12 protein-coding genes and 1 pseudogene are annotated in these 13,973 nt (G+C 72.9%); 9 read left to right on the forward strand and 4 right to left on the reverse strand.

Annotated elements, in window-relative coordinates; translation table 11 throughout:
• Positions 1-2,679 carry a LuxR C-terminal-related transcriptional regulator gene (locus EV382_RS30940; RefSeq protein ID WP_130407736.1) on the reverse strand — a complete coding sequence of 893 codons (2,679 nt, stop codon included), beginning with the start codon at positions 2,677-2,679 and terminating at the stop codon, positions 1-3.
• 194 nt (positions 2,680-2,873) lie between these two features.
• Here EV382_RS30940 and EV382_RS30945 point away from each other — a divergent pair, with 194 nt between their 5' ends.
• The 9 genes and pseudogenes from EV382_RS30945 (at position 2,874) to rdgB (ending at position 9,765) form a co-directional block, all read left to right on the forward strand.
• Positions 2,874-4,424, forward strand: coding sequence for a P-loop NTPase family protein (locus EV382_RS30945; RefSeq protein ID WP_130407738.1), 1,551 nt, complete (start codon positions 2,874-2,876; stop codon positions 4,422-4,424).
• 148 nt (positions 4,425-4,572) lie between these two features.
• Positions 4,573-4,863 carry an ATP-dependent Clp protease adapter ClpS gene (gene clpS, locus EV382_RS30950; RefSeq protein WP_030331276.1) on the forward strand — a complete coding sequence of 97 codons (291 nt, stop codon included), beginning with the start codon at positions 4,573-4,575 and terminating at the stop codon, positions 4,861-4,863.
• Entirely contained in the window at positions 4,860-5,360 is a 501-nt protein-coding gene (locus tag EV382_RS30955; protein WP_030331274.1) for a DUF2017 domain-containing protein, read from the forward strand. The genes clpS and EV382_RS30955 overlap by 4 nt, the downstream gene beginning before the upstream one ends.
• Before the next feature lie 52 nt (positions 5,361-5,412).
• On the forward strand, positions 5,413-5,901 hold the full coding sequence (locus EV382_RS30960) for a M67 family metallopeptidase (RefSeq protein ID WP_030487200.1): 489 nt from the start codon (positions 5,413-5,415) through the stop codon (positions 5,899-5,901).
• A 65-nt stretch (positions 5,902-5,966) separates the two neighbouring features.
• A pseudogene (locus EV382_RS30965) lies at positions 5,967-6,266 on the forward strand (MoaD/ThiS family protein); the annotation flags it as partial.
• Between the two features lie 134 nt (positions 6,267-6,400).
• Entirely contained in the window at positions 6,401-7,366 is a 966-nt protein-coding gene (locus tag EV382_RS30970) for a PLP-dependent cysteine synthase family protein (protein ID WP_130407742.1), read from the forward strand.
• 222 nt (positions 7,367-7,588) lie between these two features.
• Positions 7,589-8,332 carry an MBL fold metallo-hydrolase gene (locus EV382_RS30975; protein WP_130407744.1) on the forward strand — a complete coding sequence of 248 codons (744 nt, stop codon included), beginning with the start codon at positions 7,589-7,591 and terminating at the stop codon, positions 8,330-8,332.
• A 93-nt stretch (positions 8,333-8,425) separates the two neighbouring features.
• Entirely contained in the window at positions 8,426-9,151 is a 726-nt protein-coding gene (gene rph / locus EV382_RS30980) for a ribonuclease PH (RefSeq protein ID WP_130407746.1), read from the forward strand.
• Positions 9,148-9,765 carry an RdgB/HAM1 family non-canonical purine NTP pyrophosphatase gene (gene rdgB / locus EV382_RS30985; protein ID WP_130407748.1) on the forward strand — a complete coding sequence of 206 codons (618 nt, stop codon included), beginning with the start codon at positions 9,148-9,150 and terminating at the stop codon, positions 9,763-9,765. The genes rph and rdgB overlap by 4 nt, the downstream gene beginning before the upstream one ends.
• 63 nt (positions 9,766-9,828) lie before the next feature.
• On the opposite strand, the gene hutH is transcribed toward rdgB, so the two are convergent.
• From hutH to EV382_RS31000, 3 genes are read right to left on the reverse strand one after another with little or no spacing between them, the layout of a single operon-like run.
• On the reverse strand, positions 9,829-11,367 hold the full coding sequence (gene hutH, locus EV382_RS30990; RefSeq protein ID WP_130407750.1) for a histidine ammonia-lyase: 1,539 nt from the start codon (positions 11,365-11,367) through the stop codon (positions 9,829-9,831).
• A complete protein-coding gene (gene hutI / locus EV382_RS30995) occupies positions 11,364-12,548 on the reverse strand; it encodes an imidazolonepropionase (protein ID WP_130407752.1) in 1,185 nt (394 codons plus the stop codon). Before hutI ends, hutH begins: the two co-directional genes overlap by 4 nt.
• Positions 12,545-13,906 carry a formimidoylglutamate deiminase gene (locus EV382_RS31000; protein WP_130407754.1) on the reverse strand — a complete coding sequence of 454 codons (1,362 nt, stop codon included), beginning with the start codon at positions 13,904-13,906 and terminating at the stop codon, positions 12,545-12,547. The genes hutI and EV382_RS31000 overlap by 4 nt, the downstream gene beginning before the upstream one ends.
• Between the last annotated feature and the right edge of the window lie 67 nt (positions 13,907-13,973).

The following is a 13,973-nucleotide window of genomic DNA, read 5'->3' on the forward strand; positions in this document are numbered from 1 at the left end:
TCAGCTTCCGTCGCCGCCGTCATGGCCCGGGATCGCGCGCAGCGCCGCCCACAGCTCGGCCCGGCCGGTGACGCCGAGCTTGGCGTAGATCCGCTGGAGGTGGTTCTCCACGGTGCGGGCCGAGAGGTAGAGCCGCTCGGCTATCGCCCGGCTGGGGGCGCCGTGCGCGGCGAGGCGCGCCACCTGCCACTCCCGCTCGGTGAGCACGGGCGCGCCGGCCTGGAGCGCCGGCGTCCGGATCAGGTCGCAGCGCCCCAGCAACCCGGCCAGGCGCTCCCGGGCGTCGTTGGCCGCAGCCGAGTGCTGCCGACGCAACCGCTGGACGGCCTGGGAGGTGGCCTCGGCGGCGTACACGGTCAACTCCAGGGCGGCATAGTCGTCGGCGACCGCGAGCAGATCGGTGGGGTCGTCGGTCACCGCGGCGCGGGCATGTCGGGCCAACAGCGGCGGGAGCACCCCGTCGACCCGCTCGGACAGCTCGGCGAGGCGCTGCGCGACGGTGCGTCGACCACCGTCGGAGCAGGTGGGCCCGACCGCCATGCCCGCCTGCTCCAGGCGGACGAGGTCGTGCAGAACGTGCACCTCGTGCCCGGCGAAGCCGTCCGAACGTAGCCGATCGACCAGGTCAGCGAGGTGTTTGACCGCGCCCGGCAGGTCGCCCGACGCGGCGAGCGACGCGCCCCGAGCCTGCTCCAGCCACGGGTAGAGCACCGCCATGCCCGGCGCGTGGGTGCGGTCGGCCTCGGCCATCGCCGCAACCGCCTGGGTGGCATCCCCGCGCAGCGCCGCCGACTGGGCGCGTTCGGCCTGGGCCAGCCCGGCGTAGACCCGACTGGTGGCCAGCACCGCGCAGGCGCCCAGGGAGGTCCGCATGGCCGCGTCGCTCTGCCCGCGCAGGCGGGCCGCGTACGCCTGGAGGATCGCCAGGTAGCCGGTGCCGAGGCGGAAGTCGCCGGCGCCGGCGAGGTCGGCGAACTCGTCGGCCACGATCGCGTCGATCCCGGCCAGGTCGCCGGTGAGCATGAGTCGGGTGCCCCGGGCCAGCTCCAGGGCCAACTGGAGGTACGGCATGTCGGTGCGCCAGCTCGCCGCGGCCGAGTGCACCTGGGCGATCGCCGTACCGCTGCGGGTCAGCTCGCCCTGCGCGGCCTGGACGTACGCGATGGTGGACCGGGCCAGCTCGCGGGAGGCGACGCCGGCCGCCGGCCGGTCGAGGACCTGTCGGCTGAGCCGTACCGCGGTGGAGGTGTCCAGGCGGTGCAGCCGCATGATCGCCTCGAAGGCGTGCACCCGGGACCGGTCGGCGGAGTCGGTGAGCTGCTCGACCCGGCTCGCGATCTCCTCCACCGTGGACTCCTGGCTCAGCCCCCAGTAGCTGACCATGCCGCGTACGGTCAGCCAACGGCAGAACCGCCGCTCGTCGCCGGGCTCCGGGGTCACCGCGTCGAGGACCTCGATCGCCTCGTCGGGCCGGTCGGCGAACATCAGGATGGTGGCCAGCAGCTCCGCCGCGTCGGAGCCGCCGTCGGCGTTCAGCGCGGCCCGCGCCAGGCGGGTCGCCAGCGGCACGTCGTAGCGGGTGAATGCCTGGACCGCGGCATCGACCAGCAGGCCCGGGTCCTGTGCGGTGCCCGAGTCGAGTCGCCAGACGGCCACCCGCAGCAGGTCGTCGCGGCGGCGTTTGCCGACCTGCTCAAGCAGTTCGGCAAGGTGCGCCTGCAGTCGGCGGGTGCGGCTGACCGGGCAGCGGCGGCGCATCACCTCGCCGTAGAGCGGGTGCGCCAGCCGGACGTCGGTGCGCCGGTCGTGCTGAATGACGGCGATCAGCCCGCGTTCCTCAGCGGTCTCCACGTCCGCCTGGGCGGCCGCCTGCTTCAGCAGGTGCAGACCCAGTGGCTCGCCGAACGCGACCAGCTCGACGACCGCGCGGACGCCGTCGGTGAGTTTGCCGACCCGGGTGTCGATGAGGTCGGTCAGGCTGGGCGCCAGCTCCAGTCGCCCGGTCCACTTCCAGATCCCGTACGTGCGCTTCAACTCGGCGCTGCCGCTGGCGGCGTGCACCAGCTCGCGCAGCAGCAGCGGGTTGCCGGCGGACAACCGGCCGAGCCGGTCGGCGGAACCGGCGTCGACTGGGCCGCCCAGGATCGCCGTCAGCAGGTCGGCGGTCTCCTCCTGCGGCATCGGGGACAGCTCGACGTGCTCGACCAGGTCGTCGGTCCAGAGCGCCCGGATCGGCAGCGGGATCTGCTCGCCGTCGCGCAGGGTGCCGACCACTGTGGCGTTCTCGGCGCGGGCGACCAGGTGCACCAGGGCGGCCGAGGGCGGGTCGAGCAGGTGGGCATCGTCGATGGCGAGCACGATCCGGCGGCCGGCCGCCTGTTGTTGCAGCACGTTGAGCGCCCAGCGCAGCACGCCGGCGGGGGAGAGGCCCTGCGGTTGCTCGGCGGGGAGGACCTGGACCAGGCCGCCGAACGGCAGCGCGGCGGTGGTGGCGCTGGCGGCGATGGACCAGATCGCGAACCGGTCGGTGGGCAACGTGGCCACGCCCTCGCGCAGCAGGCGGCTCTTGCCGATGCCGGCGCTGCCGCTGAAGAAGAGCCCGCGGCCGGCCTCACCGGTCACCGCCTCCAGGAGACGGTTGAGCTCATCCATGCGGCCGACGAACTCCCATCGACTCATTCGCGCAGCATATCGACCGGAATCCGTCCGCGCCCGCACCGTCACGGTACGAAGTTGAGTAGTCGCACAATTACCGGTGAGTATTCGCGGTGTTCCGCCCGGTCGACGGCCCGCCCGTAGTCTTCCGACATCCGGGTTGACGCACCGGAATTCTCGTGACCGGACCTGCGGTCACCTGCATCGGGAGGTACCTGATGAAGCAGGGTCCTCTCCCCTCGGTCGACTCGCCGGACGACATGACCGGCCCAGCCGATCTCCCCACCTGCGGCCCGCTCCCCACCCGGGTCGGCGTGGCCGGCCCCGCCCCGGACGAGCCGCTCGGTGTGGTCGCCGTCGGCCCGGCTGGTGCCGAGCGGCGTGCCGTGCTCGCCACCCTGCTCGGGCTCGACCCGGTCATGCTCACTGTGCCGGCCGGCAGTTGGTTGGTGGTGCGCAACGCCAAGGTGCCCACCCGGGCGGCGTTCGTGCCCGGTTACCGCCAACCGCATTCGTACGGCGCGGACCGCGACGCCGCCGGTCCGGCACTGGCCCGCCCGCCCCGGCGTGTCGAGCTGAGCGTGCCTGAGCCCCTGCTGCGGCACTTCACCCTGATCGACGTTCCGGACACCGCCACCCTCGGCGTGTCCGGGACCCGGGTGTTGCTGGAGGCGGCGGGCCGAGCCGGCGCGCTGCTCTTCGTGATCGCCGCCGACCAGGCGTTCACCGCCGCTGAGTTGAACCTGCTCGCCGAGGTTGCCCCGACCCCGGTGGAGGTTGTCTTCGCGGTCACTCCCGGCGCGGCGGGTTGGGCTCCGCTGGCCGACGGCGCGGCGACTACGGAGGGCGCGGGGGCGTCCGTCCCGCCGGTCGGGGGTGCGGAGACCGAGGTGGATGCGGTTGCGGTGACGGTGGAGGCGCATCGGGCGGCGTTGCTGGCCGCGGTGCCGGCGCTGGTCGGCGCGCGGTGGTTCCCGGTCGACGACGCTGACACGGCCGCCGACCTGCGCCGGGCGTTGGTGGGGTGGGCGTCGCGTGAGGGGTTGCAGCGGGCCAGCGTCGACCCGCCGATGCTGCCGGGCCAGCAGGGCCGCGTCGCCGTGGCCGCCGATCCGGGTGACTGGTCCGAACGGCTCGACCGTCAGGCCCGTTCGTGTGCGCAGCGGATCCGCCAGCACCTCGCCCTGGAGTTGGCGAACATCCACCTGCGGGCCGTTCAGGAGATCGTGTTCGGAGTCGGCTGTGCCGGCCTACCGGATCTCCTCGACCGGGAGATGGCGGCGTTGTCGCTGTTGGCCACCGCGCAGTGCGATCAGGCGGTGCGCGGCATCGTGACCGACGTCGCGTCCCAGGTGCTCGGCGCGCCACCGGCCGAAGGCGTGCGACGCCGGATCGCCGCGGCCGTGCAGTACGGGCTGGCCGATCACCGGCCCGGCCACGAGTTGGACAAGGTGCTCTTGATCACCAGCACGGCCGGTGTGGCCGAGTTGACCGGCGCGGAGGCGATCGACGCGGTCGCCAGCTATCCGGCGGCGTCCCGTTCCGAGGTGCTTCCGCCGGTCGCGGTGGCGCTCTCCGGCGGGTGTTGGCAGCGGTGGCGTACCCCCGGCAACGACGACCACAGCGCGGCTCGGGCCTGGTCCCAGCGCGCGGTGCGCGAGGTTGAGCTGGGGTTGTCCAGGGAGATCTCCCGACGGTTCGAGGTGATCCGCCTCTCGCTGGGCGTGGTGCTCTCCGATGCAGTCGATCACGGCATCCTGCTCGCCTGACGGCGCGCCCACCGGTCGGTCCGGGTCCGGTCCGGACCGGGGGTCCGATGGCATCCGGGGCGGGTCGGGAGCGCCCGGGGTGGGTGATCCACGCCGGGCCGGCGTTCCGGTTCCTCGGTTCCGGGAAACCGGTGGCACGATGGGGGGCATGGCGGCTCCGCAGGTTGTACCGGTCGAGACGCCGGACACTGACGAGGTGCCGGCGTCCGACCGGCAGTGGGTGACGATCGTGTGGGACGACCCGGTCAATCTGATGACGTACGTGACCTGGGTTTTCCAGAAGCTTTTCGGCTACAGCCGGGAGAGGGCCGAACAGCTGATGCTGGACGTGCACCACAAGGGCCGCGCCGTGGTCTCCACCGGCGCCCGGGAGCGGATGGAGCACGACGCGTCGCAGCTGCACGCGTACGGGCTGTGGGCGACGGTGGACCGGTCATGAGCATGTTCCGCCGCCAGGCCGGGCACTACGTCGCGGTCTTCGCCGTCGACGAGGTGCGGGTGCTGCGCAAGGTCGCCTCCGAGGTGGTGGGTCTGCTCACCGATGGCTTCGACCACACCGACCCGGTCGTCGGTCGGCTCTTTCCGGCGGTCTACCCGCAGGACGCGCCGGGCACCGCCGAGTTCCGCCGGTACACCGAGGGCGACCTGAAGACCGCGAAGATCGATCAGGCGGGGGCCATCCTGGCCGCGTTGCCGGACGACGCCGGCGGCGAGGTGCGGTTGGACGCCGAGGCGGCCGAAGCGTGGTTGCGGGCGCTGAACGACGCCCGGCTCGCGATGGGCGTCCGTCTGGAGATCAAGGACGGCACGGATCTGGGCGAGGAGTTGGACGACGCGGTCGCTGAGGACCCGGGTTCCAGCCGCGTGTTCCAGCTTTCGGTCTACGCGTATCTCGGCTATCTCCAGGAGTCGCTGCTCAACGCCTTGATCGACTAGGGGTGACCGGCACCACTTCGGCGTGCGCCCGGCAGGCGTTAGGCTGGTGCACGTGCTGAGCATCGACCGGTCGATCATCGACGCGATCGTCGCCCACGCGCGCCGGGATCACCCCGACGAGGCGTGCGGCGTGGTCGCCGGTCCCGTCGGCAGCGACACCCCGACCCGGCACATCCCGATGGACAATGCCGCGCGGTCGATGACCTTCTACGAGTTCGACTCGATGGAGCACCTGCGCGTGTGGCGGGAGATGGACGACCGGGACGAGGAGCCCGTCGTCATCTACCACTCGCACACCGCCACCGAGGCGTACCCGTCGCGGACGGATGTCTCCTTCGCCGGTGAGCCGGGGGCGCACTACCTGCTCGTCTCAACCCGTGAGCCCGACTCGGAGGAGATCCGGTCGTTCCGGATCGTCGACGGCGTGGTCACCGAGGAGCCGGTCCGTGTCGTGGAGGCCGGCGTCGACCCGCACGCCGTCCAGTCCTACATGTTCGGGCAGAGCCCGGCGACGGTCGATTACGAGTGTTCCGGCCGCTGACCCGTCAGCGCCGCAGCCGTCTCGTCCCGTCACCGTAGGCACACCCGATCGAGGAGTTCGACATCATGGCTATTGAGGTTCGCATCCCCACCATCCTGCGCAGCTACACCGGCGGCGCCAAGGTCGTCGACGGCACCGGCGACACGCTCGCCGACCTGCTCACCGACCTGGATTCCCGGCACAGCGGTCTGCGCGGCCGGCTGATCACCGACGCGGGCACGCTGCACCGCTTCGTCAATGTCTACGTGAACGACGAGGACGTCCGTTTCCTCGGCGCGCTGGACGCGAAGCTCTCCGACGGCGACAGCATCACCATCCTGCCGGCCGTCGCAGGTGGCGCGTTCGGCTTCGCCGCGGCAGCGGCGATCAGCTCGCACAGCGCCGTGGCGGCGGGGGCCAGCTCGCACAGCGCCGTGGCGGCGGGGGCCAGCTCGCACAGCGCCGTGGCGGCGGGGGCCGGCCGGCACGCCGCTGTCGCGGCTCGCTGAGGTCGGCCGCCATGGCGCGGTACGACAGCCTGCTCGACGCCTGTGGGGGCACGCCGCTGGTCGGTCTGCCCCGACTCTCCCCGACGGTTCCTGACGGGGCGCCTCCGGTGCGGCTCTGGGCCAAGTTGGAGGACCGCAACCCGACCGGCAGCATCAAGGACCGGGCGGCGCTGTTCATGGTCCGGGCGGCGGAGGAGGCTGGCCGGCTCCGCGCCGGTGACACCATCCTCGAACCGACGAGTGGCAACACCGGCATCTCGTTGGCGATGGTGGCCAAGCTGCGCGGTTACCGACTGGTCTGCGTGATGCCCGAGAACGTCTCGACCGAGCGGGTCCAACTGCTCCGGATGTACGGGGCCGAGATCATTTTCTCGCCGGCGGCGGGTGGTTCCAACCAGGCGGTGGCGACCGCCAAGCAGATCGCCGTCGAGCACCCTGACTGGGTGATGCTCTACCAGTACGGCAACGAGGCCAACGCTCGGGCGCACTACGAGACGACCGGGCCGGAGCTGCTGCATGACCTGCCCGGCATCACGCACTTCGTGGCCGGGCTCGGCACCACCGGCACCCTGATGGGCACCGGGCGTTACCTGCGGGAAAAGGTCGAGGGCATTCAGGTCGTGGCCGCCGAGCCGCGCTACGGCGAGTTGGTCTACGGCCTGCGCAACATCGACGAGGGGTACGTGCCGGAGCTCTACGACGCTTCGGTGCTCTCCCGGCGGTTCTCGGTCGGCACCCGGGACGCGGTGTTGCGTACCCGCCAGTTGGTGGAGGTGGAGGGCATCTTCGCCGGGTTCTCCACGGGTGCCATCCTGCATGCCGCGTTGGCGGTGGCGCACGAGGCGGTGCGCGACGGTCGGCGGGCCGATGTGGCCTTCGTGGTCTGCGACGGCGGATGGAAGTACCTGTCCACCGGCGCGTACGGCGGCACGCTCGCCGATGCGGAGGACGCCCTGGAGGGGCAGCTCTGGGCCTGACCGAGATGGTCTCCCGACTACGGGCCGTCGACATAGGTCGGCGGCCCGTTCGCTGCCCGGCTACCACGAGCGGGTGTCACGTTCGTGACAACTTCCGTTGGATGATTCTTGCCGCCGGGTGCGCCAGCGTAGGCTGCGCAGCGTGGCGTACGCGTCGGTAGAGATCATGGCTGGAGCGGTGGCAGGCATGGATGCTACCGACAGTGACAGCGAGACGACTCGATGCGACTGACCGTCCTTGGTTGCGCCGGTAGCTTCCCCGGCCCCGAGTCGCCGTGCTCGGCGTACCTCGTCGAGGCCGACGGCTTCCGGCTCCTGGTCGACTTCGGCTCCGGGTCGATGTCCAGCCTCCAGCGGTACGCGGGGTTGCACGCCCCGGACGCGATCCTGCTGACCCACCTGCACTGCGATCACATCCAGGACGCAGTGACGTACGTGGTGGTCCGCCGGTACGCCCCCGAGGGCCCCCACCCGGCCCTGCCGATGTACGCGCCCGCCGGTGCTCCCGACCAGCTCAGCGCCGCGTATCACGACGACGGCCCGTTGGAGGACGTCTACCAGTTCTACGCGCTCGAACCGGGCACCTTCCCGATCGGCCCGTTCGCGGTCACCGTCGACCGGGTGAACCATCCGATCGAGACGTACGGCGTGCGGTTGGAACACGGCGGCAGATCGCTGTGCTACTCGTCGGACACCGCGCCCTGCGAGGCGCTGCTGCGGCTGGCCCAGAACGCCGACGTGTTCCTCTGCGAGGCCAGTTACCTCGACGGCGTGGACAATCCGCCGGATCTGCACCTGACCGGCCGGGAGGCCGGTGAGGCGGCGACCAAGGCCGCGGTGGGCAGGCTGCTGCTCACCCACCTGGTGGCCGCCTGGGGCAGTGAGGCGCACACGCTGGAGTCGGCCGCCTCCGCGTACAGCGGGCCGCTCGAGGTGGTCCGGCCCGGCGCCAGCTACGACGTCTGACCGCCGCGGTCGCCGGTTCCTCGTGGGCACGGCGCGGACGTTTCCCGGGACACCCCGAGCGAGGTGGATCGTCGCACCGCATAGGGTGCAGGCATGGCGCGACCTGACGGGCGAGGGCCCTCTCAACTTCGACCGGTGACCCTGACCCGAGCCTGGAGCACCCATCCGGAGGGCTCGGTGCTCGTCGAGTTCGGTAACACCCGGGTGCTCTGCACGGCGAGTGTCACCGAGGGGGTGCCCCGCTGGCGCAAGGGCTCCGGGCTCGGCTGGGTGACCGCCGAGTACGCGATGCTGCCCCGGGCGACCAACACCCGCTCCGACCGGGAGAGCGTCAAGGGCCGGGTCGGTGGCCGTACCCACGAGATCTCCCGGCTGGTCGGGCGCAGCCTGCGGGCCAGCATCGACCTCAAGGCGCTCGGCGAGAACTCGATCGTGCTCGACTGCGACGTGCTCCAGGCCGACGGCGGCACCCGCACGGCCGCGATCACCGGCGCGTACGTCGCGTTGCACGACGCGGTGGGCTGGCTCGCCGCCCGCAAGGCGCTGGTCGGTAAGCCGGAGAAGGTGATGCACCGTTCGGTGGCCGCAGTCAGCGTGGGGATCATCGCGGGGGAGCCCCGGCTCGACCTCTGCTACGAGGAGGACGTCGCCGCCGAGGTGGACATGAACGTGGTGTGCACCGGCGCGGGCGACTTCGTCGAGGTGCAGGGCACCGGTGAGGCGGGCGTCTTCGCCCGCGACCAGCTCGACAGTCTGCTCGACCTGGCCGTCGCCGGCTGCGCCGAGTTGGCCGAAGCCCAGCGAAAGGCACTCGCATGAACAAGGTCCTGCTCGCCACGCGTAACCGCAAGAAGCTCGTCGAGTTGCAGCGCATCCTGGACGGCGCGCTGGGCGCGCAGCGGATCGCCCTGCTCGGGCTGGACGACGTCGAGCAGTACACGGAGCTGCCCGAGACCGGCCTGACCTTCGGCGAGAACGCGTTGATCAAGGCGCGGGAGGGGTGCCGGCGGAGCGGGCTGCCGACCATCGCCGACGACTCGGGGCTCGCGGTCGACGCGCTCAACGGGATGCCGGGGGTGTTCAGCGCCCGCTGGTCCGGCCAGCACGGCGACGACCGGGCCAACCTTCAGCTGGTGCTGGACCAGATCGCCGATGTGCCGGACGAGCAGCGGGCCGCGTCGTTCGTCTGCACGGTGGCGTTGGTGCTGCCCGGCGGCAAGGAGCACCTCGTCGACGGCCGGCAGTCCGGACGGGTGCTGCGCGCGCCGCGCGGTGACGGCGGGTTCGGCTACGACCCGATCTTCCTGGGCGACGGTCAGGACCGGACGAACGCCGAGCTGACCCCGGCGGAGAAGGACGCGATCAGCCACCGGGGCAAGGCGCTGCGCGAGCTGGCCAAGCTGGTCGCGAAGGTGCTGCCGCCCGCCGTCTGACGGGCGCGAGGTACTGCCGCCCGCCGCTTGATCCGCGGCGGGGCGGCAGCGACCCGACGGACGTCAGCCCAGCGGGCCGATCTCTCGTTCGATGGCGGCGCGCAACTCCGGCCCGGCGATGACGGCGCGGGCCGCCTCCATCACCGGGGCGAGGAACACGTCCGGGCCGGGCTCGCCGGCTGCCGCACCGAGCGCGGCGACGGCCGCCCGGCCGGCCGGGGACGGCTCCAACGGGGCGCGCAGTTGCAGGCCGCGTACGCCGGCCAGCAGTTCCACAGCGAGCAGGCTGGTGAGGTTGTCCAGTACGGTCCGCAGCTTCTTGGCCGCCGCCCAGCCCATCGAGACGTGGTCCTCCTGCATCCCGCTGGTGGGTAACGAGTCCACCGAGGCGGGGGCGGCCAGCCGACGGTTCTCGGCGACGATCCCGGCGGCCGTGTACTGGGCGATCATCAGCCCGGAATTGACCCCGGCGTCGGGGGAGAGGAACGCCGGTAGTTCCCGGGAGCGGGTGACGTCGAGCAGCCGGTCGACCCGCCGCTCGGCGATCGCGCCCACCTCGGCGGCGGCGATGGCGAGGAAGTCCCCGGCGAAGCCGAGCGGCGCGCCGTGGAAGTTGCCGGTCGACTCGACCCGGCCGTCCGGCAGCACCACCGGGTTGTCCACCACGGACACCAGCTCCCGGGCCGCGACCGTGCGGACGAAGTCCAGGGTGTCCCGGGCCGCGCCGGCCACCTGCGGCGCGCAGCGCATCGAGTACGCGTCCTGCACGGCGTGCGCCAGGTCGTCGCGGTGGGAGTCCATCACCCGGGAGTCCTGCAACAACCGGTGGATGTTCGCCGCCGACGCCGCCTGACCGGGGTGCGGTCGGATGGCGTGCAGCTCGGGAAGGAACGGCCGCTCCGAGCCGAGCATCGCCTCGATGGCCAGCGCGGCCGTCACGTCGGCCATGGCGAACAGGTGCGCCGCGTCGTGGATGGCCAGCAGCAGCATGCCGAGCATGCCGTCGGTGCCGTTGATCAGCGCCAGCCCCTCCTTGGCGGCGAGCTCGATCGGCTTGAGCCCGGCGGCGGTCAACGCGTCGGCCGCGTCCTGCCGCTCACCGGCCGGGCCGAGGACCCAGCCCTCGCCGAGCAGCACCAGCGCGCAGTGCGCCAGCGGGGCCAGGTCGCCGGAGGCGCCCAGCGAGCCGTGCTCCGGCACCCACGGGGTGATGTCGTGGTTGAGCAGGTCGACCAGGGCCTCGGCGACCAGCGGCCGGACCCCGGAGCGGCCCAGGGCGAGGGAGCGGACCCGCAGCAGCATCATGGCCCGGACCACCTCGCGCGGCATCGGGGCGCCCACCCCGGCGGCGTGCGACCGGATCAGCGCGTGTTGCAGCTCGGCCCGCCGCTCCGGGGCGATGAAGGTGTTGGCCAACGCCCCGAATCCGGTGGAGACCCCGTAGACGGGACGGCCCGACGACTCGATGCCGTCCACGATGGCCCGGCTGGTCGCCATCGCGTCGATGGTGGCCGGGGCGAGGACGACCGTGGCGGTGCCGCGGGCCACCGCGAGCACGTCGTCGGCGGTGATCCCGGTGGGCTGGATGGTCACGTTCGTCATTGCGGAACTCCGTTGCGTATTACCTGGCGGATCAGGGGGACGCCGGGCCGGTAGGCCAGGTGCAGGTGTGACGGCGCGTCGAGGACGACGAGGTCGGCCCGCGCGCCGGGGGTGAGGACACCGATGTCGTCGCGGCGCAGCGCCCGCGCGCCGCCGGCGGTCGCGGCCCAGACCGCCTCCGCCGGGGTCATCCGCATCTCGCGGACCGCGAGGGCGATGCAGAACGGCATCGACGACGTGTACGACGAGCCGGGGTTGCAGTCCGTCGCCAACGCCACTGTGACACCGGCGTCGAGCAGCCGGCGGGCGTCCGGGTAGGGCGAGCGGGTGGAGAACTCCGCACCGGGCAGCAGGGTCGCCACCGTGCGCGTGCCCGACCCGTCACTGTGGGCCGTGCCGGCCAGCGCGGCCACGTCAGCGTCGCTCAGGTGGGTGCAGTGGTCGACGCTGGCCGCGTCCAGCTCCACGCCGAGCCGTACCCCCGGGCCGGGGCCGAGCTGGTTGGCGTGCAGCCGTACGCCCAGCCCGGCGGCCTGACCGCAGGCCAGGATGGCGCGCGCGTGGTCCACGTCGAAGGCGCCCCGCTCGCAGAACACGTCGATCCACTTCGCGTACGGTGCGGCGGCGGCCAGCATCGGCCCGCAGACCAGTCCGACGTAGTCGTCGGGACGGTCGGCGTACTCGGCGGGCACCACGTGTGCGCCCAGGAAGGTGGTCTCGGTGCTGGTCTCGGCGGCGATCCGCAGCGAGCGGGCCTCGTCGGCGACGGTCAGGCCGTACCCACTCTTGATCTCGATGGTGGTGGTGCCCTGGCGCAGCGCCTCCCCGCGCAGCCGGCGCACGGTGGCCCGTAGCTCGTCGTCGGTGGCGGCCCGGGTCGCGCCGACCGTGGTCCGGATGCCGCCGCCGGTGTAGGGCTGACCGGCCATCCGGGCGGCGAACTCGGCGGCCCGGTCCCCGGCGAAGACCAGGTGGGCGTGGCTGTCCACGAAGCCGGGCAGCACGGCCGCCCCACCGGCGTCGACGTGGTGATCGGCGGCCGGCGCGTACGCGGACGGCCCGACCCAGACCACCCGGCCCTCCTCGACCAGCACGGCGGCGTTGCGGCGGATGCCGAGTGGGCCCTCGCCGGCACCGTTGGTGACCAGCTCCCCGATGTTGTCGACCAGCAGGCTGCTCATGAGGGGAGCACCGCCTCGATCGCGGCCGACAGTTCCGCCGGCACGTCGACGGTCAGGTGTCGGCCCTCGGCCACCACCACCCGGCCATCCACGACGACCTGCGCGACGTCCGCCGCGCCGGCCGCGAAGAACGCGCCCACCGGCGGCACCCCGGCGGTGCGGGCGCTGTCCAGGCGTACGGTCACCAGGTCGGCACGGGCACCCACCGCGATCCTGCCGGCGTCGGCCCAGCCCAGCGCGGCGTGTCCGGCGACGCTGGCCGCCGTCAGCAGGTCGAGCGGCGCGAAGTGGCCGCGCCGGCGGGTCCGTAGCCGCTCGTCCAGCTCCACCGCGCGGGCCTCCTCGAACAGGTCGACCACGGCGTGGCTGTCGCTGCCGAGGCTCAACCGGATGCCCGCGTCGGCCATCCGTCGGGCCGGGCCGATGCCGTCGGCGAGGTCCCGCTCGGTGGTCGGGCAGAGGCACACCCCGGTCCGGCTGTCGGCGAGCAGGGTCAGGTCCGCGCTGGTGGGGTGGGTGGCGTGCACGGCGGTGGTGGCCGGCCCGAGCACGCCGTGCTCGGCGAGGAGCGCGGTGGGTGTGCGCCCGTGCACGGCCCGGCAGTCGTCGTTCTCGGCGGGCTGCTCGGAGAGGTGCACGTGCAGCGGCGCCTGCCGCTCCCGGGCCCAGTCGGCGATCGTGCGCAACTGGTCGGCGGGGACCGCCCGCACCGAGTGCACGGCCGCGCCGACCCGGGCGTGTGCGTCGGTCGGCTGGAACGCCGTGACCCGCTCGGCCCAGCGGCCGGCGTCCCCGTCGCCGAAGCGGCGCTGCGGCCCGGCGAGGGGTCGACCGTCCACCGTGGAGGTCAGGTAGCAGGCGTCCAGCAGGGCGAGCCGGATCCCGGCGTGCGCGGCGGCCTCCACCAGCGCCGCCCCCATCGCGTTCGGGTCGTCGTACGCCCCGCCGTCCGGCCGGTGGTGCAGGTAGTGGAACTCGCCCACGCAGGTGACCCCGGCGAGCGCCATCTCGGCGTAGACCGCGCGGGCCAGGGCCAGGTAGGTGTCCGGGTCCAGCCGGTCCGCGACGGCGTACATCTGGTCCCGCCAGCTCCAGAAGTCACCCCGACCGCCGTGGGTGCGCCCGCGCAGCGCCCGGTGGAACGCGTGCGAGTGGGCGTTGGCCAGACCCGGGAGGGTCAGGCCGGGCAGTGGCACCGCGTCGGCGTACACCTCGACCCCGGCCGGTGGCCGGCTGCCCGGCGTCAACGGCGTGACCCCGGTGATCCGGCCGGCTTCGACCTCGATGAGCACGTCCGGCGTCGGTTCGGCGTGCTCGGGCAGCCAGGCGTACTGGGCGAGCCAGCGGGCGGTGGTCATGCCGCTCGCCTCCTTTGGAGCTGAATCGTCTGCGACATCGGCGGCAGCGCGGGCGTCGGTCCCAACG

This window comes from Micromonospora violae, from assembly GCF_004217135.1.
Taxonomy (GTDB): Bacteria; Actinomycetota; Actinomycetes; order Mycobacteriales; family Micromonosporaceae; genus Micromonospora; species Micromonospora violae.

Bases quoted from the DNA above. Each gene is read 5' to 3' on its own strand.
- EV382_RS30970 (WP_130407742.1), top strand. From the start codon at position 6,401: ATGGCGCGGTACGACAGCCTGCTCGACGCCTGTGGGGGCACGCCGCTG.
- EV382_RS30940 (WP_130407736.1), bottom strand. From the start codon at position 2,679: ATGAGTCGATGGGAGTTCGTCGGCCGCATGGATGAGCTCAACCGTCTC.
- EV382_RS30975 (WP_130407744.1), top strand. From the start codon at position 7,589: ATGCGACTGACCGTCCTTGGTTGCGCCGGTAGCTTCCCCGGCCCCGAG.
- rdgB (WP_130407748.1), top strand. From the start codon at position 9,148: ATGAACAAGGTCCTGCTCGCCACGCGTAACCGCAAGAAGCTCGTCGAG.
- EV382_RS31000 (WP_130407754.1), bottom strand. From the start codon at position 13,906: ATGACCACCGCCCGCTGGCTCGCCCAGTACGCCTGGCTGCCCGAGCAC.
- EV382_RS30945 (WP_130407738.1), top strand. From the start codon at position 2,874: ATGAAGCAGGGTCCTCTCCCCTCGGTCGACTCGCCGGACGACATGACC.
- hutI (WP_130407752.1), bottom strand. From the start codon at position 12,548: ATGAGCAGCCTGCTGGTCGACAACATCGGGGAGCTGGTCACCAACGGT.
- clpS (WP_030331276.1), top strand. From the start codon at position 4,573: ATGGCGGCTCCGCAGGTTGTACCGGTCGAGACGCCGGACACTGACGAG.
- rph (WP_130407746.1), top strand. From the start codon at position 8,426: ATGGCGCGACCTGACGGGCGAGGGCCCTCTCAACTTCGACCGGTGACC.
- hutH (WP_130407750.1), bottom strand. From the start codon at position 11,367: ATGACGAACGTGACCATCCAGCCCACCGGGATCACCGCCGACGACGTG.
- EV382_RS30955 (WP_030331274.1), top strand. From the start codon at position 4,860: ATGAGCATGTTCCGCCGCCAGGCCGGGCACTACGTCGCGGTCTTCGCC.